22 protein-coding genes and 1 pseudogene are annotated in these 24,030 nt (G+C 40.0%); 4 read left to right on the top strand and 19 right to left on the bottom strand.

The features are described from left to right. Positions 1-23: 23 nt before the first annotated feature. A complete protein-coding gene (locus tag ACC612_RS09925) occupies positions 24-1,178 on the bottom strand; it encodes a hypothetical protein (RefSeq protein WP_371854373.1) in 1,155 nt (384 codons plus the stop codon). 91 nt (positions 1,179-1,269) lie between these two features. Between ACC612_RS09925 and ACC612_RS09920 the strand changes: the two genes are divergently transcribed. Continuing rightward, the gene (locus tag ACC612_RS09920; RefSeq protein WP_371854372.1) at positions 1,270-1,944 is read left to right on the top strand and encodes an RAD55 family ATPase; all 675 of its coding nucleotides are present in this window, start codon (positions 1,270-1,272) and stop codon (positions 1,942-1,944) included. 31 nt (positions 1,945-1,975) lie between these two features. Continuing rightward, a complete protein-coding gene (locus ACC612_RS09915) occupies positions 1,976-2,398 on the top strand; it encodes an EamA family transporter (RefSeq protein WP_371854371.1) in 423 nt (140 codons plus the stop codon). Positions 2,399-2,527: 129 nt separating this feature from the next. Here the strand turns inward: ACC612_RS09915 and ACC612_RS09910 are convergent, their stop codons facing one another. The 17 genes and pseudogenes from ACC612_RS09910 to ACC612_RS09830 all read right to left on the bottom strand — a co-directional run bounded on the left by ACC612_RS09910 (position 2,528) and on the right by ACC612_RS09830 (position 21,262). After that, positions 2,528-2,854 (bottom strand): hypothetical protein, encoded by a 327-nt coding sequence (locus tag ACC612_RS09910; RefSeq protein WP_371854370.1) that lies wholly within the window; start codon positions 2,852-2,854, stop codon positions 2,528-2,530. A gap of 596 nt (positions 2,855-3,450) precedes the next feature. Then, a pseudogene (locus ACC612_RS09905) lies at positions 3,451-3,621 on the bottom strand (type II toxin-antitoxin system RelE/ParE family toxin); the annotation flags it as partial. Positions 3,622-3,631: 10 nt separating this feature from the next. After that, positions 3,632-3,865 carry a hypothetical protein gene (locus ACC612_RS09900; RefSeq protein WP_371854369.1) on the bottom strand — a complete coding sequence of 78 codons (234 nt, stop codon included), beginning with the start codon at positions 3,863-3,865 and terminating at the stop codon, positions 3,632-3,634. Positions 3,866-4,084: 219 nt separating this feature from the next. Further along, entirely contained in the window at positions 4,085-5,464 is a 1,380-nt protein-coding gene (locus ACC612_RS09895; protein WP_371854368.1) for a type II secretion system F family protein, read from the bottom strand. Beyond that, a complete protein-coding gene (locus tag ACC612_RS09890) occupies positions 5,461-6,381 on the bottom strand; it encodes a type II secretion system F family protein (protein WP_371854367.1) in 921 nt (306 codons plus the stop codon). The genes ACC612_RS09895 and ACC612_RS09890 overlap by 4 nt, the downstream gene beginning before the upstream one ends. Then, entirely contained in the window at positions 6,378-8,489 is a 2,112-nt protein-coding gene (locus ACC612_RS09885) for a type II/IV secretion system ATPase subunit (RefSeq protein WP_371854366.1), read from the bottom strand. Before ACC612_RS09885 ends, ACC612_RS09890 begins: the two co-directional genes overlap by 4 nt. After that, on the bottom strand, positions 8,482-9,375 hold the full coding sequence (gene pstA, locus ACC612_RS09880) for a phosphate ABC transporter permease PstA (RefSeq protein WP_371854365.1): 894 nt from the start codon (positions 9,373-9,375) through the stop codon (positions 8,482-8,484). Before pstA ends, ACC612_RS09885 begins: the two co-directional genes overlap by 8 nt. After that, the gene (pstC, locus tag ACC612_RS09875; RefSeq protein WP_371854364.1) at positions 9,372-10,286 is read right to left on the bottom strand and encodes a phosphate ABC transporter permease subunit PstC; all 915 of its coding nucleotides are present in this window, start codon (positions 10,284-10,286) and stop codon (positions 9,372-9,374) included. The genes pstA and pstC overlap by 4 nt, the downstream gene beginning before the upstream one ends. A gap of 87 nt (positions 10,287-10,373) precedes the next feature. Next, the gene (locus ACC612_RS09870; protein WP_371854363.1) at positions 10,374-11,363 is read right to left on the bottom strand and encodes a PstS family phosphate ABC transporter substrate-binding protein; all 990 of its coding nucleotides are present in this window, start codon (positions 11,361-11,363) and stop codon (positions 10,374-10,376) included. A 1,189-nt stretch (positions 11,364-12,552) separates the two neighbouring features. Beyond that, positions 12,553-14,382 carry an ATP-binding protein gene (locus ACC612_RS09865; RefSeq protein WP_371854362.1) on the bottom strand — a complete coding sequence of 610 codons (1,830 nt, stop codon included), beginning with the start codon at positions 14,380-14,382 and terminating at the stop codon, positions 12,553-12,555. Between the two features lie 22 nt (positions 14,383-14,404). Beyond that, positions 14,405-15,331: a PhnD/SsuA/transferrin family substrate-binding protein gene (locus tag ACC612_RS09860; RefSeq protein WP_371854361.1), complete on the bottom strand. Its 927-nt coding sequence runs from the start codon at positions 15,329-15,331 to the stop codon at positions 14,405-14,407. Between the two features lie 953 nt (positions 15,332-16,284). Continuing rightward, positions 16,285-16,434, bottom strand: a complete 150-nt coding sequence (locus ACC612_RS09855) for a hypothetical protein (RefSeq protein WP_371854360.1) — start codon at positions 16,432-16,434, stop codon at positions 16,285-16,287. A gap of 127 nt (positions 16,435-16,561) precedes the next feature. After that, complete coding sequence (locus ACC612_RS09850) at positions 16,562-17,434, bottom strand: ribonuclease HI family protein (RefSeq protein WP_371854359.1); 873 nt, start codon at positions 17,432-17,434, stop codon at positions 16,562-16,564. Positions 17,435-17,585: 151 nt separating this feature from the next. Continuing rightward, positions 17,586-19,580 carry a hypothetical protein gene (locus ACC612_RS09845; protein ID WP_371854358.1) on the bottom strand — a complete coding sequence of 665 codons (1,995 nt, stop codon included), beginning with the start codon at positions 19,578-19,580 and terminating at the stop codon, positions 17,586-17,588. 13 nt (positions 19,581-19,593) lie between these two features. After that, positions 19,594-19,812 (bottom strand): hypothetical protein, encoded by a 219-nt coding sequence (locus tag ACC612_RS09840; protein WP_371854357.1) that lies wholly within the window; start codon positions 19,810-19,812, stop codon positions 19,594-19,596. A 96-nt stretch (positions 19,813-19,908) separates the two neighbouring features. Then, complete coding sequence (locus ACC612_RS09835) at positions 19,909-20,349, bottom strand: hypothetical protein (RefSeq protein ID WP_371854356.1); 441 nt, start codon at positions 20,347-20,349, stop codon at positions 19,909-19,911. Further along, positions 20,303-21,262: a PhoU domain-containing protein gene (locus ACC612_RS09830; RefSeq protein WP_371854355.1), complete on the bottom strand. Its 960-nt coding sequence runs from the start codon at positions 21,260-21,262 to the stop codon at positions 20,303-20,305. The genes ACC612_RS09835 and ACC612_RS09830 overlap by 47 nt, the downstream gene beginning before the upstream one ends. A 397-nt stretch (positions 21,263-21,659) precedes the next feature. Between ACC612_RS09830 and ACC612_RS09825 the strand changes: the two genes are divergently transcribed. Both ACC612_RS09825 and ACC612_RS09820 read left to right on the top strand, forming a co-directional pair. Further along, positions 21,660-21,824 carry a hypothetical protein gene (locus ACC612_RS09825; RefSeq protein WP_371854354.1) on the top strand — a complete coding sequence of 55 codons (165 nt, stop codon included), beginning with the start codon at positions 21,660-21,662 and terminating at the stop codon, positions 21,822-21,824. A gap of 165 nt (positions 21,825-21,989) precedes the next feature. After that, positions 21,990-22,799, top strand: coding sequence for a formylglycine-generating enzyme family protein (locus ACC612_RS09820; protein ID WP_371854353.1), 810 nt, complete (start codon positions 21,990-21,992; stop codon positions 22,797-22,799). A 719-nt stretch (positions 22,800-23,518) separates the two neighbouring features. On the opposite strand, the gene ACC612_RS09815 is transcribed toward ACC612_RS09820, so the two are convergent. After that, the gene (locus ACC612_RS09815; protein ID WP_371854352.1) at positions 23,519-23,878 is read right to left on the bottom strand and encodes a VOC family protein; all 360 of its coding nucleotides are present in this window, start codon (positions 23,876-23,878) and stop codon (positions 23,519-23,521) included. Between the last annotated feature and the right edge of the window lie 152 nt (positions 23,879-24,030).

The raw sequence follows: 24,030 nt of genomic DNA, 5'->3' as shown, positions 1-24,030 counted from the left end.
AGGCTCATCCAAAAACCATACACTCACTTTATGACTATTGCTCCTGAAACATCACTTAGTCTGGAAACCATACCAGTATCATCAGTCAGTTCAAGATCTACGGTGAGATTTGATGTGTTAGTGGGATTAGACCTAACGATAATACCTGATAGAGCAGAGGAATCGTTAGTACTGTTTACGGACCATTTATAAGAAACTATATATCCGTCCGTATCAAAGGAGCCAGATGCATCAAGAATCAAATATGGCTGAAGCGTTCCATTCCTGTATTCTGTATAATAATTGACCTTTGTCATGGGTACTGGCGGAGTAAAGAACTTCTCGAAGGTATTGATATATGATGTCATAATCTTGACCTGTACCGGCTGGTTATCCTTTACGGACACAGGTTTCATGAAAGGTTCCATTGATAAGTTATAATTGAGAACGTAATTAGTATTGTTCACCAGAGCTCCGCCTGCAAGAGAACCGAACAAAGTGATGGTTCCTTCCGTTAGATCCAGATCAAAATCGCTTAGTGTCGCATTTCTTGTATTATTGAATAACTGTGTTTTAACAATAGATTCCGGGAAAGCAGAAAGAGAATATATTTCGCGAATGTTATTATTAAGCGGTATAGTATAGTTCTGACTTGTATTATTCCATCCGGATGTGTTTATCTCTTCTCTTGACAGAATTGTGATATTGGAGAAATTGAGGCAGATGCTAACTGTTTTCTGTGCAGGGATTTTAATCATCCTGTTATAATTGTATACTACAGGATAGCTACCCTCTTTTTCGATGAAGTTTGAGCTATTATATACCATGAAATTAGTTGCGTAGACGTTGTTAAAACTAATGCCTTTGATCGATGAGTCTTTGGTATTGAGATTGAGCAAAGTGAGTTTAGCGCTCTCCCACTGAGAAGTATTTTTGTTTATTGTGGGTTGTATAGACACTATCTTTATGTCCTCATTTGAAACTGCAATACGGTATTCTTCCCGCTCCATGGCATCTTTTTGCATTGCAGACACCATTACAGCTATACCTGAGGCTACAGTAATGGTTATCAAGATCAACATTAGAGTGCCAAATACAACTGTAACTGCTTTATCGTCATTGATACCAGGGAACCTCATCATACCAGCCATCTTTGATGTAGAAGGAACGTGCAGATATATACCTTCCCTGCATATCATATATAGGAGTCAGTAGGCGATATAGACTAAACATTGCTATATAAACTAAAGATAACATTTTTAAGTAACATTATTTTCCTGTAGATTACCGATGCTTGCAAATCTTGGATTGGGTAATATACCCGTAAATACTGTACTTCTGGTCGAAGAAGATATGGGTAATATCAAGAGCATTTTTGTGCAAATGGCAACACAGGAACTGCTTGGAGACATGAAAAAAATCGTATATCTCTCTACTTCATCTTTAAATGAAGAAATCAAAGGAAACACACTTCTTATTACAGAAACTAATAGAATAAATACATTTATTCTAGTGGAATATTTTTATGATCTTAACTCACTGCTGTGCTTATGCCAGAAAGCAGAAGCTGCCTGCAATTCAGATTCCGACATATTATCAGAGCCTGCACTCAGAGAGATCCTGGATGCAGACATATGTATTATTGACACTTTTTCTTATCTTTTCATGGATGAAGATATATGCGTCATCAAAAACGCACTGAGTTCTTTTGCTGCGATGAGCAGGGACAATAATACGACCTTTCTGTTGCTTTCGGACATGGGGATTCTAAGTGACCGTTCAGAGAAAATTATAAGAGCTATTGTAGATGGCATCATTCAGTTCAAAACAGAATATATGGGAAGTAAAATAAATCGTTATATAAATATTCCAAAAATGCCTGGCAGTCCCCCACTTAACAGGATGATACCTTTCAATGTTAACGGAAAGGGTATTACTATCGATACTAGAGAACGAGTAGGTTGAAATGCTTTTTAAACATGGGAGGGGAGATAAAATGTTCAGTGCCTATTTGTTTGCTGGTATTGCAATGCTATTTTGGGGTATTGCTCCTATCTTTGGAAAACTTGGACTAGGTAACACACAGCCTTTGGTTGCACTTACTATTCGAAGTTTAATTATCAGTATGATCCTGTTAATAACTGTAACTGTGTCAGGACAATGGGAAAACATTCTAGGTGTGACATCAAAGAATGCTACATATATTGCAATTGAAGGTATTTGTGCTGCCTTGTTAGGGCAGTTTGCCTACTATTATGCCTTGAAGTATGGTGAGGTCAGCCAGATTTCCCCTCTTGTTGCAGCATTTCCATTGATTGCACTACTTTTAGGCATTATTGTATTAGGAGAAAAGATCACCCTTTACAAAGTTGCTGCCTCATTTTTAATTGTAGGAGGAGTTGTTCTAATGAAGTATTAAGCTAAATAGAAATTATGTTTTTGATTCCTTCTTTCTAGATATTTTACATTTGCTTTAATTGTTGTTATGTGCTGAAATAATGAGATTTACTCCCTAACCATGCGTATTACAAAATGTACTAATATACCCCTAAAAGACAACAGTGGTTTGAAGATCATATCTCACATATCTGTATTCATCATCGTACTTGCACAATTTTTCTCTGAGTTTTGGATTTCTGGATTCAAAACATTTGAATATAACAAAAACTAATGCTCTTGCACTCTTATGTGAATTTTCCTCCTCCCTTTGAGCCCATTCATTAATATATTTCATATCTTTACCACTTGGAACATATTGGGGGATTTTTTCCAGATTCTCTAAAATAGTTATAATTTTATCAGAATCTGTATAGATCTTTTTTATCATATCTCTTAATAGCATTCTATCGAATTCATTAAGGTCTTCAATTGGCATTGTGTCATCCTTTCAATCTTTTTTTATGATTTTTTCTTCAACTGGCGCATTTTTTATTACAAATTCAAGGTCTTCAAAATATCTATCAAATAACGGTTCAAGCCGAAATCATAGATAATTGTAGAACCTGTACATACAATAGCCCACGAGACAATCCCATAACTTGCTATACTTGTGTTGTGAGGACGCCATCTGAAGGCAAGAGGAAAGCCATTTGTTCCCTTAGTTTAATTGTTATAACAGTAGAAAAAATAAACCTCTCTATTAAATATAGGCCAAATACCCGTATATACAATTATAGCATTTTCAAAATCAATATATTGCTATTTACTCAATTTCTACGACCATTCTTATTACTCTCTTTTTTGTATTGAGAGCAAATAATGTCCACAGTGCACAAAGAAGACATATAAAAAGAAATTACTCAGCTTAAGAATAAAACCATTTTTCAAAAAAAGAGAACATTTTACCTTGGAACCTTGCAGATCTTGGCCTTTGTAGAGGGTCGAGCTGGAAGATCTGCCAAGGAAGATCTGGAGATATAAATTTCAATAGTAAGCATTGTCGTGATGAGTGAAGCTTACAAAGGTAATGACTTAATCCATATCATCTACTTCATAGATCAAAACGAAATGGCCTACATGAACCCCTCGATACTCTTTGAGTACATTACACAGGGGTTCACCACATTCCGGATTTTCACGGATACCAATAGATGCTTTCTTGAAGCGGTCTAAAAGAGCAGGATCTTTCTTGAAGAGGAAACTTGCCTCTTTTTCAAAATTTGAAGTTGCAACTACTCAATAGGTCATTTCTCGTAGCTGGCAAACAGGTCTTCAAATGAATTGTATTTGATCCTTTTCCATCTTTAACTTCTTGTATACTCTGCTCTACTTCTTTGATGAATTCCGGATTAAAAGATTCTTCAGAAGGGTAGACTGTTTTAGAAGTGCCGGATGGTTTTTTACCGCTAAACCCGCGAGGAGTTTTAAGGGCATGAGTGTTACTCATAGTATCTAATCTTAAGTTGTTGATATATAAGAATTTATTTTTTGCATTTCCGATTATGCAGCTTACCCGAAAGATTTTTCCATGCTGGCAGGAAGCAGAGTAAAACCGAGATAGAACATAAAGAAAAAGAGGTTTTTTGAAAAGCTTGTTGGAAGCTTTTCCTTTAGTTAGGGTTTAGGTTACTTTCAAACCTCTCTTTTCTATGTGTGTCTATACTGCTCATGAGCCACCCATAACTTCGATAGTCGCTGTAGCTGAACTTTTACCTGTTGTTGCCGTTACTGTATAGTTTCCGGGTGTTTCTCCCGGAGTCGGCGTAACTTCTACTGTTCCGTTTTTTCCTGACATGACACCTGAGATTATACCAGAAGGAGTGATTGTCATCTCCACATAAACGCCAGGAGTTTGCTTGCCAGAAAAATCAGTAACATTGAACACTATGGGTTCCTGTACAGGAAGACCACCAAGAGCCTGTTGTCCATCCCCCGAAACAAGTTTTAGAGTATACATTCCACCGCCAGCAGATAGTATCAGCGTAACACAGGCAACATAACTAAAAGCTATGAGTATAGCTGAATGTTTCAAACCATGTTTCATCTCTCCTTCGGTGATCATACCTACTATCAAACCACCGAAAAGAGCATTGAGGACTATCATATGAAAGAAACCACGTTCAAAGTTGATATCTGAAAGACCATTTCCACCACCCAGCATTTCCAGCCCCACACCCTGAATGAGAGGAAGCAGCGATGTTGATAGAATGTATGCAAGAGCTACGATTATACCTTGTGCCAGGTAGAAGATCACTATATACTGTTTGAGATTTGCTTCCTTGTCTTTTTCTATGGCTATTACCGTACGCATGTCTTCGGATGTCCTGAACAGCAGATCTGCTACATTACCACCGGTATATGCTGCCTGTACTACGATGTTGATGTATTTTGACACAAGCTTACTGTTGATGGACCTTGCCATCCTGTGCATGGCATCCTCAAAAGAACTGCCAAGCAGCATGGCTGATGCTGCTTCCTGCACATTTGGAGTGATTGCACCCAGATTCGTGGTCCTTGAAAGAGTTACCACACCCTTGACAGGGTCTATACCGCCACGCATTAGCTCCGAAAGCTTGTACAGAAACTCGCTGAATGCGACTTCCCTTCTTTTCAGCAATTTTTTCTGGATATAAGAATCTATCGAATAAGGAATGATAGCTATAAGCACTGCATATATCATTATATGATCAAGATCATCCTTCGCTTTGTCCTTCTCATCCTCCGCCTCTGCCACAGGCTCTTCGATTGGCGTTACATTTCCATTTTTTGCAGCATCTTCAGCTGCCATGTCCTCTAAAAGCTGTTGATAGGCATCTTTCTTAGAATCTACTTCTGTGGATTGACCTGTATCCTTTGTGGTCAAGGTGTGACCGGTCAGCACTCCTGCAAGTACGATGCATATTGCCAGGAATACAGGAATGCCCAGGGTGATATACTCGCGTTTCAGATTGTATCTGACAGTAAGGACCTGAACATGCCTTTTAGCCATCAGACGATACTTCTCAATATTGAGAGCCTTGAAACCTTTGAGATCAGGGGATGTCATATTGTGCTCCTTGAGTACTTCATCCCAAGCAATACCAGGAAAAATATGTTAATGAAAGGAAGTAAGAAATAAATGAACATGTCAAACAGCTGGCGCGGAGTTGCTATGCCAAGTTCAATACCCAGGGCACTGCCCACGACAATGAGCAGCACCACCAGCACCACGCTCATTACCACTCCGCTGAGATAGCCTTCACCATATACTGCCAGTGATTCAACGAACTCTTTCTGGGTCCTCCAGCGCATTTCTATGAATTCTTTTGTCTTCATTTCCAGATATGTGCGTAAACCGCCTCCCGACTGCATGGAATTGGCAAGATCGATACATATTGCTCTGAATATCTCTGAAGAGGTATTGCGCGTCAGGTGATTCAGGGCAGAAACACCATCTTCTCCCAGAACGTCCACCCTGTACATGACCTTGCCGAACTCGCTGGAGATATCGCCGTAGTCTTCTATGGCAACTGTACGTATTACATCCATGGGAGAAGAACCTGCACTTGCAAGAATGGACATGTAACCTAAAGCAAATGGAAGTTCCTGCTGGATATTCATGTTCTTGTTCGATATCTGGTTATAGAGAATAAAGGGAAAACCACTTACAGTTAGACCAAAAGTGAGGAAAGTAAGCACGCTTATGTATACCAGGGGAGAGGCCGAATTCCTGAAAAGCAGCACAGAGATCACAAAAATTGCAACGGAGGCAATAACGGCCGTTACCAGGGCAAGAGAGATGAACATGCCGGGAGTCATCACCATATCTGCCTGGTAAAGGGATTTAGCAATATCCGGCTGAGGATTGCGGTCTATATACTTACCAAAACCATAGCAGAACATTTTATACTTCTCCACATACTTATTGGAAGCATTGTGCTGTAACTTCCCCAGCACACCGGGACCAGTAGCCTTTGGGCTCATGTTTGAGCTTCCTCCATCTGCGCATCTTTATCCTTGGAGTAGCGTCTGATAGCCCTTGCCACATCCTTATAGTCTGTTATCCCCTCCCTTGCAAGAGCTGCCAGAAAATCTGCTCTCTGGTGCATCTCCTGCGTAAGACTGTTGGGATCGATACCGAACTCTTCACTTATGTCATCGAACATGGAACTATTACCACCGAACTCATAAGTATCAGTGACAGGATCCCACTTGAAGATGGGGTTGGTGATAAGATCCCCCCTCTCTGGATCAAGTTCCACTATTTCCACGATACGCAGGGCTCTTCGGAGGAAATGCTCACCTACCTTGATCATAGCATTGAATATAACAATGTCAAGACTTGCAAAGAGGTTACGTGGCACGTTCATGGGCTCGGATTCCACCCTGGATACCAGTTCATGTATGGAACCGGCGTGGATGGTGCCCATACATGGATGGCCTACGGAAATGGCCTGGAAAAGCGTACCTGCTTCGGCACCTCTTACCTCACCTACCACTATGTATTCGGGACGCTGCCTTAAAGCTGCCTTGAGTAGGTCGTAGAGTTCGATGTTACCTTCGCCTCCTCCACCGAAACCTGCTCTTGTGATGGACTGGGTCCAGTTAGGGTGCATGAGGTTCATTTCTGCAGTATCCTCGATGGAGACGATCTTGTATTCATGAGGAATGAACACGCCCAGGGCGTTGAGAGTTGTCGTTTTACCGGATGCGGTTCCTCCGGCTGCCAGGATGGAGCGCTTATACTCCACCATGAGCCAGAAATACGCGAGCACAGTGGCGTCGAAGGTGTTGTACCTGAGAAGGTCGATACATGACACGGGGTTGGACCTGAACCGCCTGATGGTGAAAGTGGAACCTTTTTTAGTAACCTCCTTACCAAGGGTGAGGTTGGCACGACTACCATCTATGAGAGTAGCATCCCTGATGGGCTGAAGCACCGAAATGTGCCTGCCTGCTGCCTGTGCCATCCTCATAACGAAGTTATTAAGCTCTATTTCTTCAAATACAACATCTGTTGCCACTGAGCCGTACACCCTGTGGTTCACGTAGATAGGAGTATGAGGACCGTTGCAGGTGACATCCTCGATATAAGGGTCGTTCATGAGGATATCGACCTTACCAAAACCCATGTATTTCTTAAAAAGGTAGTAGAAGAACTTCTCAGTCTGAGACTCTGTAAGCTTCATCTTGTATATTTCAAGAATAAGGTTGAAACGATCCCTGAGAGCCGCTGCACGGTCTTCCTCGGCCACCAGCAGAATTTCGGAGTGCGCCATCTTGTCAAAGGCATTCTCCACGATAGCGAGGTTTTGCTGCTCACCCTCACTTAAAGGGGGTTCCATACATGTGTAGCGTAGCTCCTCGACCATATATTCGACATGCACGTACTGGAAAGGTGCCTTAACAAGGTATGTGATGTTCACCTTGCGCTGGGGTACTCCGGGAACGGGTACCCGCACCTCTCCTACTTCAAAGGGCAGCTCTTCGACATAGTCGATGACAGGAGAAATGACCTGTTTGATCTTTTCTATGGCTTCATTTAGCTTGGATGGCTTTCCATCCTTCTTCTTTGCTTTTTTAGGTCTTTCTTTTTTCTTTCTCTTTGACTTTGGCTTTTTTCCCGGCTCATCAGGTATGATTATACCTTCTTCCAAGCCATCTTCGATAACTTCAGCGATTTCCTGAGGCTCTTTGCTTTTTTTAGATTTTTTATCTTTATCTTTATTTTTCCGTTTTTCCTGCCTTTCTTCTCTTTTCTTTTTCCTTTCTTCTTCCCTTGCGGCTTTTTTTTCAGCATCGTCTTTTTTCTTATTTCCGCCCTTTTTAAGTCTAAGGAAACCTTTTTTCTCTTCTGAATCCTCCTCCGATTCGGGTGATTCGTTCTGTGTGAAGTAGGATTTATCCAATACAATATGTTCATCACTGTCTGACGAAGATAAAGTCCCTTCCGGCTTTACTTCCTCTTCCTCAGAAACTGGACGGTGTGTCCTGGCAAACTCTTCTATCTCGGCGAGGTACTCTTCCATCTCAGAGTCTTTCTCAAGATCAAGCGCACCTTTTTCCTTCAATTTCACACGTATTTCAGCCAATTCTGCGCCTCCAGACGATTAGCCGTGTAACGGCGTTTATTATCATGACTATGAATATCAGCACGAAAGCTGCCGCAAAACCTTCTGAAACAGATACAAGATGAGGGAATTCAAAAGAATGATAAACAGCAAGTGGCAAAGTTGCTACAAGGTCCTGGAAAGGATAGACCTTAATCCCAAATAATAATTTTTCACTTGCTGCAACCTTATATTCTGGGAAGAACTGAGTGTAGCCTGCGGTAAGGATCACTACAGCAGATTCTTCCGCAGCACGCCCTGTTCCTAAAACTATACCTGTCAAAATCCCTGAAAGGGCGGAGGGGATAGTGATATGTTTTATGGTATCCCATTTTGTGGCACCAAGCGCATAGCTTGCATCTTCAAGGTCTCTGTGGACCCTGTCGATAGCCTCTTCAGAAGCACGTTCAATAACTGGCAATATGAGTATTGCAAGCGCAATTGAACCTGAAATAAGTGAAAAGCCTCCTGTAATCTCCCTCATAACAAAAACAAGCAGCATCAAACCAAAAACTCCCAGGACTATTGAAGGAGTTCCTGAAAGTACATCTATCATGAACCTGAATATCCTTACAAGAGGACCTTCGTTTGCATATCTTTTCAGGTATATTGCTGTGCCTACAGCTACAGGCGTTGCCAGCAGTGTAGAAAACAATGAAATGATAATTGTACCCACTACGGCATTACCGATGGCACCACCATAACCAGGTTCAGTTGATTCCGAAGTAAATATAAAATGCAGGTTCAGGCTTGGGAGTGCTTTTATTGTGATGTTGCCCAGAATGAATACAAGTGCAAATAATACGAAAATTGCACATAAGTATGACAGGGATATAAAGAATCTGCCTTTCAGATGCCTTATGTTCATAGTTTTCCCCCTATGACCCGTGCAAGCCCTACAAATAATATCTCTGTTGCAAAAAGCACTGCAGCGATGGCGAACAAAGCACTTCGGGATGTTTCCTCGGCTATATGCAGACCGATATCATTCAGGATCTTGGAGGTCATAGCATAACCGGAACCGAAAAAGGTAGTTGGTATCTGTTTGGCACTGCCAAATAGCATTACCACAGCCATAGTTTCACCCATGGCTCGCATCATGCCTAAAACCACAGCCGAGAGTATACCTTTTGATGCTGCTGGCAATACAACTTTACTTATTGTTTCCCAATGAGTGGCACCCAAAGCAAAAGATGCTTCCCTGTATTCTCTCTTAACAGAACGGATGGAGTCCTCGGATATAGAGATTATTGTTGGCAGGATCATAATGGCAAGTACTGTGGAAGCAAGTGCCAGTCCTACTCCCCGTTCTGATCCAGGGTCCTGGAAAAAAGGGAGGAAACCTAATATGGAAACTGTGATAGAAGCTACATAGCTACCGAATATCGGGCCCAGCACAAAAAGACCAACTACGCCATATACCACTGAAGGTATGCCAACCAATAATTCGATGAGGGGTCTCATTATTGAAACTACTTTTGGTGAGGCAAATTCGGAGAGGAACACACCGGTGAAAATACCCACTGGCACAGCAAGCATAAGGGTAATCAGTGTAAGGACAACAGTTCCTCCAAGAAATATCCTTATTCCGTAGATATTTTCAGAATAGTTCCATTCGGAGCCTGTTATAAAATTGATGAAACCCTGGCTTGCAAAGGTAGGATAAGCAAAATAGAAGATAAAACCTATAAAGTATATAGTGATCAAAGCCGTTAGAACTGTACAGGAACTGAACACATATTGGGGCGTTAAGGATTCTGATTTTGATTTGCGGCTCATGTTATTCTTATGTTCCGTTTTCTTGAATAAATGAAAAAGGGTATGATCTGTGTTCACACACAAATCATAGTTCTCATTGACTTACGTTTAGGATATATCGATCATTGAGAAGTAGCCTACTTCATCAAAGAGTGCATCCTGAGCTGGCTGCCTTGCGAAGTCTATGAAGGACTGCTCTAGAGTGGATGGGGCACCGTTGGTCAGGTAGTTGAGTGGCCTAGTCAGACCCGCTGGGAAAGTGCTGGATTCTCCCTTCAGAGCTTTTAGAATCTCAGCCTTTACGGTTGTAGCAGAAGTTCCTGCACCGACATCGAGGAGTGTTGCGCTGGTGGAGCCCTCAGCGAAGCCGAAGTCTACGAATCCGATAGCACAGCTTGAGCCCTCTACTGCTTTAAGAACACCTGCATTGCCACTTGCACCAGTTGCGTTTGTATCATCCATCCAGGTCTTGGAATTGCTTGCCCACTTGGAGAAGGTCTCCTCAGTGCCGCTTGATTCTTCTCTCTGGTAGACTGTTATTGGTGCTGCTGCTGTCAAACCGGCTGCTGTGTTGGCAGTTGCTGCACTGACTGTACCGGTTGAGGATACATTGTTATAAAGATTCTTTACTTCCTGTGGTGTGACAACTGTAGTAGAGGTTACACCTTTTGCAATGAGCACAACTCCACTTGCACCGATCTGGTGTTGCTGGAGTTTTGGGTGTGTTGTGACTGTGTCAACATCCTCGGATGCTGCACCAATGTCTACAATGTCCATTTCGGTTGAGGAGATACCTGCACCGGAACCGCCACCCTGTACAGTTACTTTTACACCTTGGTTCTCTCTCATGAATGCCTCTGCGAGGACTTCAGATACAGGTTGGACTGTTGTTGAACCTGCAATGAGGAGCTCGGTTGATGCACCATTTGCTGCACCTTCGGAGCTGGAACTGCTGGAAACATCGCTTGAGAATGATCCCATGAGCACACCAACTGCTGCTGCACCGGCGATTGCAACCACGATAAGAACGAGGGTTGCAATGATGGGTGAAACACCAGCATCGTCATTAAATAACTTCTTTATCATTTCTCTGATCATTTAATTCACCTGAGCGATACCTAGTTACTCCTTAGGTTTGTACCGCTCAATCTGTAGAGGGCAAGAATGTTATATGAATTTTGCACAACGGATGTATATATTTAAGATATATCTATAGATTGCATAGTTGATATATAGGGCAGTGCATAGTGCATTTCAAATAAATCGCCGTGAGTTAATATTATATTTTTAAATTGCATACAAATAGGAGAGATAATAACAGCATAGGATGCCGAAAAATAAACCCTAAAAGTGATGCGAAATCCTGAAAAAACCTTGTCTGAGTGTGACCTTGCACTTTTCGCCCAGTGTAGATAAATATCAAAGTAGCTGCATGTTTTCCACGTGTATTCAAAATACGAAGAGGACAGATTATTCCTAACAAATATCATTATAAAAAAAAGACATTCTCTGGCTGATAAGTACAGAAGCAATTAAAGATGTGTTTATGTCTGACCATCAATTCAGGGTTGTAGTGCTACCTGTGGTTTTGTACCACAGGTCTATCCTACTATTTTTCCGAGAAGTACACATGTTTGAAAGCGAACTTGTTTCGAAGTCCACATATCGTTAAGAGGTGAATAAATTATATCAAGTTTGCACATAGAAAGTATATACCTGAAATACAAATATAGGGCAGTATAGAGAGCAATATAAGAAGCCATCAGACCGACTCAGTTGCTTGTAGAAACAATACCATGAAGCAAATCCCATGTTTAAAAAAGTCTCCGAAAAGCTCCATCTGAAAGAAGTAAGGATTATTGCCAGAGTGGTGGGTTGACTCTGGCCAGAGCCTTTTTCCGCTGCAAGGATATTCCCTGAATACAAATAGAATTGGCGCTTTTGGAAAAGGGGTTTTTTATGTTCTGTGTATCCAGGGTCCGCTTCTATATCAAAGGCTCTTGCTTATCCAGACTTCTTTCATTCAGTGGAGCTTGTCCCAGAGGTTTTGTGTTGTTGTTGTCCTAGTTTGTTTACGTTCCTTTCTGTTTTTTGAGCGATTACAAGTCATGCCATCGGATTGTACCGCTCAACCTGTACATAGGAGAGATGCTATATTAAGATTTCACAAATAGTGTATATACGTAAAGGAAAATATATAGGCAATCGTATTTTGGTCATCCCTATATATGGACTATTAAGATCATTTATTAAAATCAACAATCTATCCCGTAAACATCCCTGAAGTTCAATTGATTGCTGGCTGCAGAGCAGTTACTTCCATTGCAGGAGAGCTAACATACCTTTTGATAGTAATATGGAATGTACTACCTTTTCCGGGTTCAGATTCCACCCATATATTTCCTCCATGGCACAGAACAATATCTCTTGCAATGGAAAGCCCAAGTCCATTACCTCCATATTTACGCGTGGAACTGCTGTCTATTTGATAGAATCTTTCAAATATCCGTCCAATATACTTTTTATCGATGCCTATTCCAGTATCACGGACATATATTTCCACGAACTCCCCATACGAATTAGTACCAACCTCTATGGTTCCATTCTTTATGTTGAACTTGATCGCGTTATCTAATATCTTTAGCAGTGCATATTTCAATTTTTCCGGGTCAACATGTGCCATGTAATCTTTTTCGGTGTTATTAATGACCTTGATACCAGCAAATGTGATCTTAGACCTCAAGGTGTCAAGAGAAGCATGTATTATGCTATTGACGCTTACCTCGGCAAGGCAGATCTTATCAGTACCATTCAAAATGGAAGAAACTTCCAAAAGGTCCTGTATCATCCAGTTCTGCCTGTCTGCAGCTTCGATGGCTCTTGCAAGGAAAGTATTTCGTTTTTCCTTATCATCCTCGGCAATTGCGATCTCCATAAAACCCCTCATGATATTGAGAGGGGTTCTGAGCTCATGAGAGATATTTGAAACAATATTATTCTTCAGGGATTCGAACTCTTTCTGTTCACTTATGTCCCTGGCTATAAGCACATATTTCAGATCACCTTGATAGTCTATGTTTTGAATACTCAGAAAAAGAGGAGTGACAGACCCATCCCTGGTAATAATGTTAGCTTCAGCTAGTTGACCTACCTTGTTTGCGACAGATGAAGTACTGAGATGTTTTTTGAAGGCAGGAATATAATATGAGATACAGTCCCCCAACACTTCATTTTTCGTAAAGCCTGAAATAGCAAAGAAAGCTTCATTACAGAACTCGATCTTTGTTCCTGAGTCCAGGACAACGATCCCATCACGGCTTCCTGAGATTATTGTATTTAGATAGTTCCTGGTTTCCAGTATTTCGTTCGAATACTGCTCTTTGTCTGCTATCAACGATCTGATACGACCCGCCATTTCATTAAAAGAACGTGACAGATTACCAATCTCATCTTCAGAGCTGACAGCTACATTTTGCTCAAGGTTTCCTTTTCCAAATTCCACTACGCCTCGCTCTAAGGCAGCAATTGGAGAATAAAGCTTGGCAGCAGAATAATATGAACCCCATGTACCAACAAATAGCAGCAATAAAATAAAAAATAACAGAAAAACATTTGACTTAAATAGAGATGCATTCACACGTGCATGTGACATACCCACATGGACTTCTCCACTTTTTCCGCCTAAGATGGGATAGGAGACATCTGTCACCATTCCATATTCCGTATCCATAAGTAGTGTCTCTGCTTCATAGGACGGACTGTTAATGTACTGGAGTTGATAAGGAAACCCTTTCTGAAAAGTATGCGCCACTACATTCTTATTTTCATCTAATATGAACACGTAGAGTACGTCTTTTTCTGTGATGACAACATTTTCCACCAGCCACTGGAGATTCACGTAGTTGTCAGTAAGCATGGGGTTTATACTGCTTTCAGAAAGCTGGACCACGAGGTTGACCCCATTTCTTTCAAGTTCATCATGAAGTATCCCGCTCTGTACAAAATTGAGATATACCCCCATAAGTAAGCCAAGAATAAGAGTAATAATGACAAAATGCATTATCATTTTAGTACGAATGCTCTTATTCTTTGTAACCCCTGATATTGAGGTGTACATGTTTCCGGGGAGTCGGACATACTTATTCATATACAAGTGTCTCATATGTGGCATTGTCCATCGGGATGAACATGTCAAATCCCATACTTTCAAGTATCTGCTTTCCTTCCTTATTCCTGTGCATTGAAACTATACTGTTTTTTATTAGTCCCAATTCATCCGGAGCCATCTGTGAATTATACACCATGGCAGGAGATTTTTTTGCAGGGGAAATATCAATTATTGTGAGATTGAAGATATTTAGGGGGCAATTTTGCTTCATGTACGCCCAGAAGAAGCTATCTACTTCAGCACCATCTACGGTTTTCTTTGATACCATCTCAATAAGACGGTCCTGGCTTTCACTATACGAATAACTGGAAAAAAAAGTCGATGGTGTTTCGTTCATTTCAGACAGGGCCACTTCGATATAATCAGGTTTCACTTTCTCTTTCGTGAACCTGAAATCATTAAAAATGAATTTTTTACCCCGAAGATCATCTATTGACTCTATATTGGTTCCTGAATGGACTATCACATAGGATTGGTAGTAAGTGTTCCCCTGAATGATTGGTATTGCCATGATATTCATGTCAAACTTTTGCACGCTGTCATAATATGCGTCCTCCCTGACAAAAGCAATATCAAGATTACCGCTTCCCAGCAAATAGTTGATCTCGCGGGGATTATCCCGCTGCACAAGTTCAACTTCTCTTCCTGTGGCTTTAGAGAGATAATCTCTAAGTCCTTCATAATACTCCATCGTTGTCTTAGGAGAAGCCACTGAAAAAACTCCCAAGCGCAAAGGCTGTGTCGTTTCATTGGATGACATTACATTGCCGGTAGATTCAAGAGATATTTTTACTGCCTTTTCTTTCTCTAAAAGCAGACAACCGCATGACAAGATTGATACCATTGTAATCGCAATTGTGAAAAAAATAATCAAAATTGTTCTATGCCTGCTTCTCATTCCTCTTTCACCTAAAAAACGCTAAGTAATTCCTAATTTGGATCATTTTAGTTCACTGCACTATTATATGAGATAGGATATATATTTTACTATTTAACTAGTTAATAATGCGTATTTCTATGTATAGTTTTTAAAAAACAAGAAATATCCACCAGTTTCAATAGTTTCTGGTAAAAAGTGAACTACCGTTCAGCTAAAGACTGAGTAGTTTTGGTCTACTGCGATCCATCTGCCCATAATTGTATAAGGATAATGATATTTTAGATGAAAGCGCATCAGGTAATCAAAAGTAGACCTATCAAAGAATATATTGTAGCGAGAGGCGGGGCTCTGAGATCCCCTGATAATTTGTATGGAGGTATAGTGAATGAATCAGAGAATAACATTTTGACTTCTTTGTCATTTAAAAACGACGTTATGCTCATAACAAGATTCAAATTTAGCAGCAGAACAGTTGTATTCACCTAAAGCCTTTCCATCAATTATTGTTCTCACTCGGTTTGACTTGAAACAATTGGGACATCTCTTGACATGTTGGTTTATTCCAATAGTTGCAAAAAAATCATGCTTGCAATTGTAGCAGGTTACAATTATGTTCATTCTCAATCCCCATTTGTATTTTCTCCTTCTGCAAGCCTGCTTGTAGCGTATGATTTGTAATAGGCGCCGATTATTTTCTTGGTATAACGATAAATCGATACCGAAGTTCGGGTAATAATAACCGACTTTTGTTGTTTCATTTTGAGGTGTAGGCGTACCCACAATTATCATACTGAATACTTTTGCTGCGATATGCTTAAACATAAAACTGATTTTAACTACTTAGCGTTAAAAAGCTCATCCGGCTATTTTTCTCTCATAAAATTATTCACAGAGAATAATCCGAAGAGCCTCTATAAAAAACTGCACGTAGTATCCCATTGAGTAAAAACCCAATGAAGAGACTCTTTATCTTATTTCCCTAGAATTCCTCCCATCATAAAGCAATAGATCTCCAGCTCTTCAGGAGTGCAGGATCTATCTATACGGCCCTTGGTTACATCATGAAAACCGCATGTTCTTTTATGATGTTCATTTTCATTGTTGTATACATTTTTTCTCATTTTTTACTCCTTATCTTTCGTCAGGTGATAAGAAGCCACATTGGTATATTTATTTTATGAAAATAAAGTATAGTAATCAACTAAAAATATATAGCATATATATCTTTTCTTGACCATAGCAACACACTTACTGGTAATACATGCGTCTTTTGACATTGAAATAGTACTTTGATCTGGCATTGCTAGCTTGTTTACTTCTTTTTTGCTCTGAATCCTTATTTCTCTTAGACTTGTTCTTCTTTCTGTTATCCTTTCTTAGGATATCTGATCTTACCTTCTCGATGGCAAGATCTACAGCAAGCCCTCTGAGCATCCACCTCAGTGCTTCCGCCTGGCAATGCTTACTCTTCCTGCTGACACCGGGAAATTCCCTTAATGCTATACTTGTAGCATGCGCTCCTGCCATTTCCTGCAGTTCATGGAATCGTGTTTCAGAAAACATGTCCTTTGATCCGGGATGCAGTTTCCTGAACATCAGAGAGGTTGGCGTTTTGCAGGAGTTAAGGTCAGAAATCTTTGCTTTGAGGTTTTTGGATATCCTTATGCTGCCAACTTCAGCAATACATGTTCTGCTATTGGGACAAACAAGTTTGACCTTATGTTTGGTTTTAGATAACTTATCTGCTTTATGATTCTGTGCCCTGGGTATCCATTGAAAATAAATATCAAGCTCATGCTCTCTAATAAGATTCTTTATCTCGTGATGGATTTCCCTGATTTCATCATCCATTACAGCATAAATGCCCCGCATCTGGTATATCACGGTCTGGCTGTCGCCAAGGACTTTAAGAGGACCTTGACCCTCAGCCCTGACATATTCAAGCATACCTTTTTTAAGAGCAAGATATTCTGCAAAAAGAGCATTGTTATAATCGCTTTTCTCATGGCGGTCGTTTCCGAGTATTGAAAATGAACTGTCATGTAGTGTAACTACCCATCCCATCCCCATACAACCACCCGGATTAGGGTTGCATGAGCCATCAAAGGCCATTGTATCCATGTTTATCGTACAGGTTGTGATATTCGTTCAGCCGTACTCAGGATATGCATCCTTCGAATTAATAATATAATTTGAGGATACATAAAGCCAATGAATGCAGATTTAATAGTACTATATACATATATATAGAATCGGTTAAAAGAATGGCGTTTCACCTTTGCATCAAAGTGACAACTATTAAAAAAGCACCTATAGCGACAACAGCGATCACTATATACAGATAATTTTCTACAGCATCAACCGCAACAGATTCCACAGTGGAAATAGCAGGTCCAACCGTGCTGTTTACACCTGCAAAGACACTTTTTAATCCCGATTCCACAGAATCAAACATTCCGCTTATCTTTTCCAGGACACTTCCAAAAAACGAAGGCTCAGGAGTTGATTCTTCTACAGATATAATCTCAAAAGGATCATCTTCTGATGTATTTGAAAAGTCAGTAGGAGAATAGGCAGTTTCCTCTGTTATATCAGTTGCTTCGGGCGCTGATGCCTGCCCTGCGATCCATTCCCCGGTCACGACATCATAATTCTGCTCTACTCGAGCACCGGCTACAAAGAACGCAGAGCGTATTGTTCCCTTGTAACCTTCAAGAGATTTGAAATCACATTCTGCATATGGAAGATCAGGAGCCTCATCAGGCTCGATACGATAACTAAAGTCGAGGGATTCTCCCGGAGATAGCAGCACACCCTGAACGCCAATGGAATGGGAACCATCAGAAGAAATCGTGGCGGTAAGGTCCCAATCGCTCAAAGTCCTATTGCTATCAGGGAGACTCTTCTCAAAGCTTCCCTCAACATAGTTTACCACAGAGGGTACATAATCTTTAATGTTCACCCAGGCAGCCCGGTCTCCGTCATCTTTCAATGTGAGCACCACATCATATCCAGAACCATTCTGCACAAGGGATTTATCTAAGGTCACATAAGCACCATGTACGTTGATAGCCTTACTTTCAGATTCCCAGGTAAAGTTCTTACCAAAGAAATTAACCTTTGCAACAGTTGTGTTGATATTGAAACTACCCTGACGAATGGGCACGAGCTTTTTGGAGATATAGTATGGGTCCTTTTTAGATATCACCTGTGGATTACCACTCTCAAATATATTGTCCACCAGAAACTCATTGGGGATTTCAGGAAAAGTAACATCCAGGTTGTTTACAGTATAGAATCCCTGGTTATAAATATCCACTCTGAAAGTAGTGGTTTCCCACGCATCATGAACGGTCACGTCCTCAATATACCATGGAGTCATATTGAGCTCTTCTTTAGACACAAAGGAAACTACCTTAAGCACTGGGTCCGTACATGTAAAGTTCAAAGATGCATTGCCTTCACACGCTTCATCTTTAATATCATTGCCCGATAATATCGCACTTATTGTATAATTGATTGCATAAGGTGATGTGACGCCGTCCCACTCCGGGAAAATAACCGTAAAATTATAACTTTGTGATTCTCCCTTGTCCATCCATTCAAGACGCTTTTTAAGGACTCCATCACGTAACTCGAAATCTTTGTAGGATTTAAGGTCAACTTCACCGACATCGATAGTAAGAAGCAGGTTCTCCGCCCAGGCATCTCCTATATTCTCCACGTCCACATTGATCAGTCTATCTTCTTCTGGGGCATACTGTGTTTCAGACACAGAAACCACTCCAAAAGTCTGAGACTCTGTAGAAAGAGCAACTTTCAATTCAGGCAGCCCACGTTCGTACACAGTAACACTTGCAGAAGGGGTTTTGGAGCCGTCTTCAGTCACATCAGTAAGTTCTACTTTAAATTCATAATCCCAGATAAGATAACTCTCAGACTCAAGGTCTGCAAAAAGAAACTCTCTTATAATCTCTCCTTCTTTTTCGATGGATATACTTGCAGCCTTCATGCCAACATCAAAATCATCGGCTCTTAAAGTATAGGTTACACCATTAATGTCAACTCTTTGTGCTTTTCCCCATTGCAATGAAAGACTCTCTTTGCTCACCCATTGAGTATCTGTTTCCAGACTACTGTTAGGAGAAACGTATGAAGCCATTGCCAGAGGCATCATGGAAAGGAATATAGCAATCAACAACAAAAGAGGGATAGCTCTGATACAAAGCCCGGCGTTTTTCATGATATACATATCCTGCAATTTCATTTATGGCAGTTCATCAGATGTTACTATCTTGCTTTTTACAGGTCTCTATTTTTACAGGTAAGTTCCTGAGGCGGTGATACAGCAAGTACATGAAAAGGATGTAAGCAAATATGGCAACGTATACAATAGGTATGATGAAATTGAAATAACCGTTAGGTGAAAACCAGCATGTTGAATAGAATGTGAACAAGGATAACACGCATGCCAGCAGCAAACTGATCATCTTCTTCATGAATGAACCTAGGCCTGCCACCATAAAACCTTTGCACAAAGGAAATACATAGCCTAATAGACACTATATAGCAAGGGGTAGAACAGGGAAATCATATCATCGATTTCCACTACGAATTACCTCGTATGCAAAAAGGGTAATGGTCATTATCACAGATATAAGTGAAAGGGTCAGTACAGCACTGGAGTAAGTTTCTTTCAGCACGTACCAGGAAAGACCTCCCAGAACATGAGTAATGCTCATGAGCAGAATAACAGCAACTCCTATAGGGTATACTTCATTGCCGTGAAGCAGACCCAGAACGGCATAAGCGGCAAAGTAGTAGAATGAAGCAGTAATTAGCATATAAGGAATCACAAAATCATTTTCCAGGGCATAGACGAGCAAGGGACTGAACTCATATTTCAATATGTTCTCAGAACTGCCTGCAAAGTGGAAAGTAAGGGAGTAATCTATCAACAGAGCAATGCAAAGGAATAAAGGAATGATTTTATAATTGTGATAGATCGATTGTATATTCAGTGATTTTCTTTGCATATTCCCTTATCCTTTTAATGCTATCAATTACTATTTTTATTTCCGGCTCTGCATTATCCCTCAGTTCCAGCAGATCATTCGAACTGGATATTTCGCTGTCAAGTACCGAATGAGCTTTTTCCTTTTCAACATGCCTGAAAATGTCGATGATATCCACGAAATATCGCTGTGAACTCTGAACAAGCTGGCAGATCAGTGACCTCTGTTCTTCGTTAAGAGATAATTCCTTGCAGATTGCTGAGATCTTTGTCACGTGGTCTGCGATACTTTCTACATCCTCTGCTGCCATACGGTAATAAAAAGACTCGATAAGACTCAGCTTATCTTTTTTAGATGGTGGATGCAAGTGAAGTCTGCTGATATACTGTTTGGATATTAAAAGATACATTCGATCTACATCGTCATCTCTGGAAATGACATCATTGAAAAAATCCTCATTTTGTTCCTGCATCGCAATTACAAGCTCATCCATCATAAGATAAACAATAGAAGACATCCGTTTAAGAGCACGTGATATGGTTAGTTCTTCCTTTTCAAGAAAATCGTTGATAATCATCCTGTCATCAATATCTTCTACCACTTCAAATCCTATCAGGCCTTTACAGAGATGTTTTATTTCCTTTTTCATTTCTTTGTCGAGATTTTTTCCAATAATCTCAATGGAAGTATACTCATCAAGAATGTAAATGCCAACTATCTCACGTTTAAGTCTCTTTACATTATCGTCAAAACTAATCTTTACGTTACGATCCGCATGTTTCCAGTCCGGCGGGGCGATCACCAGAGAGCCGTCATCAAGATACGACATAGAAACAGTTTCTCCTCCCTCCAGCTTTGCTTTCTTTGCCCATTTCTTTGGTAGGGTAACTATATATGTTGACTTGCCTGTAACCTGAACCTTTCGGGATTCCATACATTTTCTCCTGAGATCATATAATCAGTGCTGGGAAAGATATCTTATGTAATGTATATCTCTTGTCACAATATTTCCATGTGAAACATATACCTCATATATGACTATATAGGAGCTAAGAGGGGCGTTTAGATGCATGGATACATAAAGAGCTCTCTAACAACTCCCCAGATTATGCTATGAAACTGATCATTTCTTAAATTTCGAAATATCGCCTATGTGGAAGAGAATGCCAGAAAAGTATCAACAGATTTTAACAAAAAATCTACACGATAATTGCCTATATAGAACACTATATCTTGCAGTTATCTATTAATAGTATTTGTACAAAATATATATCCTTCAATGTGTATCCTTCTTCCATCAATAATAGAAATCCGTCAAATGAAGGGATAGCATGAAATCATTAAAGAACATGACAAAAAATGAGTCTGAATACCATGGTTCTTTTGTATTTTCGAAGGATGATGATGCAGACTATAAACCTATGCTTCAGGGAATAATAAACACTCGCTGCAATTATGATGGAGCTAAGATCGAAGGAAGTATGGAAGTTGATTAAAAACTCAGCTTAAAACATATAGATTATTTCCAGTAAAAATCCCTTACGATGTTTAATTCATGGTACATTGAAGCCGGTTTGTTATATATTTCGTAGTTATTGAGTATTTAATTAAAAACAGATTTTTTATAATGTCACTGTTGCTAAATCTGCGGAGAAATAATAATGCTTCCGTATTCAATCAAAAAAATATGGTTCTGCACTTTTTTACTTTTATCTATTACACTACTGTCAGGCTGTATAGAGAATGAATCAGATATTCCTCTCGCTTATAACAATTCCATAGGCATGCAATTTGTGCTCATTCCCGCCGGAGAATTCAATATGGGTTCAAATTCAACAGCGATGGTAGGCTTCGACGATCCGCTGCACAAGGTAACAATATCAAAACCATTCTATATGGCTAAATATGAAGTCACACAGGAAGAGTGGAATGCGCTGATGGGAACAAATCCTTCTTATTTTGAAGGAATCAATTTGCCTGTGGAACAGGTAACATGGGAAGATGCACAGGCCTTCATATTAGCGCTTAATCAAAAGGAAAAAGTGAATAAATATAGGCTACCGACGGAAGCAGAATGGGAGTATGCCTGCAGAGCTGGAACTACCTCTGAGTTTTCATTCACTAATGATACTGCTGTTTTAGACAGGTATGGATGGTCTGATGACTACGGTTGGTGTGCTATTAATTCCAATGATAGCACTCATACGGTCGGAGAGAAAAAACCCAATGCATGGGGATTATATGATATGCACGGAAATGTATGGGAATGGACACAGGACTTATGGCACAGCAGCTATGAAGGTGCACCAGAGGATGGAAGCGCCTGGGAAGAAGGAAACACCACTCTGAGAGTTGGAAGAGGCGGTAGCTGGATCGATGGACCAAACATCTGCCAGAGTTCTTTCCGTGGAGAACTTGATGCTGATACAGGAGTTAATGTGTTGGGTTTCCGTGTCGTAATGGATGTATAATCATTGACTATACAAAGGAACCAATTGTTTTTCAGTTAAAGGACATTGCTTAGAATACCGTACACAGATGTTATAAATTCAGAATCAGAAATGCTCAATCCAAGATTATTTTTTCTACTCAATAAACATGTCTTGCTTCTTGATTGATTTGCCTGTGTATTAATTTTGGTATCCATACTTAAGTAGCACTTCAGGTGATGCATTTAATATAATATATTTTATTAATTGTTTATTTTGATTGAGGATTCGTGTTTTTGAAATTGGTATATACTGACCATTTTGCAGAATTTTTTCAGGAACCCTATTCAAACGCTTAATACAATTTAGTAGATACTCTTTTTCTCTAAATTCATTCATCATTTGACTTCCATTGATAGCATACATCTAAATTTAAAAAATTGAAACTTTGAAGCAGCAGAAGTAAGTACCCAGAACCCAAAGATAGCTGTAAGAAAGGATGCACTAGTTTTTTCAACCTCCATATACACATCACTTCCTGATGAACCGGCATGTGTATTAATGGGCTATTAAGATTGCCCACATATATTTGATTTATATTATAACTTCAATTGGCGATTAATCATTCAACATTCATCGAAACAGCCTCTATGCCAGCACAATCATACTTGCAATTGAGGATAACTTGTGTTTGAGCAAAAACTGATGAAAGTAAATATAGGAGATCAAAAAACAAGATGAACTTATATATGGTTGCTTCTTTATGGACTGCTTGATAACCATTCGGGCTGGCTGTCTGGAATGAGGCTTTTCTCCCAGAGATTGAAAATGTTATTCGCATTATCCATACAGATGGCAAGATATCCCCACCCCTGAACTACCATTTTTGGGGTAAGGGCTTTTCCGCCTAAAGACTCTATTTTCTGTATATATTCTTCTATCGAATGCACTCCGATATATGATGATATATCTTTACTGCCACTTATATTTCCTATGTCTTCATCTGGACCTTCGACATGGCCCATAACCTTTTCTACCTTCCTGCCAAAAAGTTTCAAATAGAAATCGTTTGCCTTTTCTAGATTATCTGCAGGAATGTCGATATGGACTAGTATTGACATTTAACCACTCCTTACTATGTAAGTTATAGGGTCCTCTGAGATTCCCTCTCTATTACAGCAATAATCATCCTTTTTTATGACCTCATAGGTGTATAATGCCTCCCCTTATAAAAGTACAGTCCATCTGATTTTTAAATCAGAATTAAAGCAGA

Origin of the sequence: Methanomethylovorans sp., assembly GCF_041447285.1 — an archaeon.
Taxonomy (GTDB): domain Archaea; phylum Halobacteriota; class Methanosarcinia; order Methanosarcinales; family Methanosarcinaceae; genus Methanomethylovorans.
Note: the sequence above shows the minus strand (reverse complement) of the source record. Positions and strands in the feature narration are given on the sequence as shown.

What these genes read in the sequence shown, in the direction of transcription:
- ACC612_RS09925 (WP_371854373.1), bottom strand. Translation starts at nt 1,178, where the DNA reads ATGATATGCAGGGAAGGTATATATCTGCACGTTCCTTCTACATCAAAG.
- ACC612_RS09920 (WP_371854372.1), top strand. Translation starts at nt 1,270, where the DNA reads ATGCTTGCAAATCTTGGATTGGGTAATATACCCGTAAATACTGTACTT.
- ACC612_RS09915 (WP_371854371.1), top strand. Translation starts at nt 1,976, where the DNA reads ATGTTCAGTGCCTATTTGTTTGCTGGTATTGCAATGCTATTTTGGGGT.
- ACC612_RS09910 (WP_371854370.1), bottom strand. Translation starts at nt 2,854, where the DNA reads ATGCCAATTGAAGACCTTAATGAATTCGATAGAATGCTATTAAGAGAT.
- ACC612_RS09900 (WP_371854369.1), bottom strand. Translation starts at nt 3,865, where the DNA reads ATGAGTAACACTCATGCCCTTAAAACTCCTCGCGGGTTTAGCGGTAAA.
- ACC612_RS09895 (WP_371854368.1), bottom strand. Translation starts at nt 5,464, where the DNA reads ATGACATCCCCTGATCTCAAAGGTTTCAAGGCTCTCAATATTGAGAAG.
- ACC612_RS09890 (WP_371854367.1), bottom strand. Translation starts at nt 6,381, where the DNA reads ATGAGCCCAAAGGCTACTGGTCCCGGTGTGCTGGGGAAGTTACAGCAC.
- pstA (WP_371854365.1), bottom strand. Translation starts at nt 9,375, where the DNA reads ATGAACATAAGGCATCTGAAAGGCAGATTCTTTATATCCCTGTCATAC.
- pstC (WP_371854364.1), bottom strand. Translation starts at nt 10,286, where the DNA reads ATGAGCCGCAAATCAAAATCAGAATCCTTAACGCCCCAATATGTGTTC.
- ACC612_RS09870 (WP_371854363.1), bottom strand. Translation starts at nt 11,363, where the DNA reads ATGATCAGAGAAATGATAAAGAAGTTATTTAATGACGATGCTGGTGTT.
- ACC612_RS09865 (WP_371854362.1), bottom strand. Translation starts at nt 14,382, where the DNA reads ATGTACACCTCAATATCAGGGGTTACAAAGAATAAGAGCATTCGTACT.
- ACC612_RS09860 (WP_371854361.1), bottom strand. Translation starts at nt 15,331, where the DNA reads ATGAGAAGCAGGCATAGAACAATTTTGATTATTTTTTTCACAATTGCG.
- ACC612_RS09855 (WP_371854360.1), bottom strand. Translation starts at nt 16,434, where the DNA reads ATGAGAAAAAATGTATACAACAATGAAAATGAACATCATAAAAGAACA.
- ACC612_RS09850 (WP_371854359.1), bottom strand. Translation starts at nt 17,434, where the DNA reads ATGGATACAATGGCCTTTGATGGCTCATGCAACCCTAATCCGGGTGGT.
- ACC612_RS09845 (WP_371854358.1), bottom strand. Translation starts at nt 19,580, where the DNA reads ATGAAATTGCAGGATATGTATATCATGAAAAACGCCGGGCTTTGTATC.
- ACC612_RS09840 (WP_371854357.1), bottom strand. Translation starts at nt 19,812, where the DNA reads ATGAAGAAGATGATCAGTTTGCTGCTGGCATGCGTGTTATCCTTGTTC.
- ACC612_RS09835 (WP_371854356.1), bottom strand. Translation starts at nt 20,349, where the DNA reads ATGCAAAGAAAATCACTGAATATACAATCGATCTATCACAATTATAAA.
- ACC612_RS09830 (WP_371854355.1), bottom strand. Translation starts at nt 21,262, where the DNA reads ATGGAATCCCGAAAGGTTCAGGTTACAGGCAAGTCAACATATATAGTT.
- ACC612_RS09825 (WP_371854354.1), top strand. Translation starts at nt 21,660, where the DNA reads ATGAAATCATTAAAGAACATGACAAAAAATGAGTCTGAATACCATGGT.
- ACC612_RS09820 (WP_371854353.1), top strand. Translation starts at nt 21,990, where the DNA reads ATGCTTCCGTATTCAATCAAAAAAATATGGTTCTGCACTTTTTTACTT.
- ACC612_RS09815 (WP_371854352.1), bottom strand. Translation starts at nt 23,878, where the DNA reads ATGTCAATACTAGTCCATATCGACATTCCTGCAGATAATCTAGAAAAG.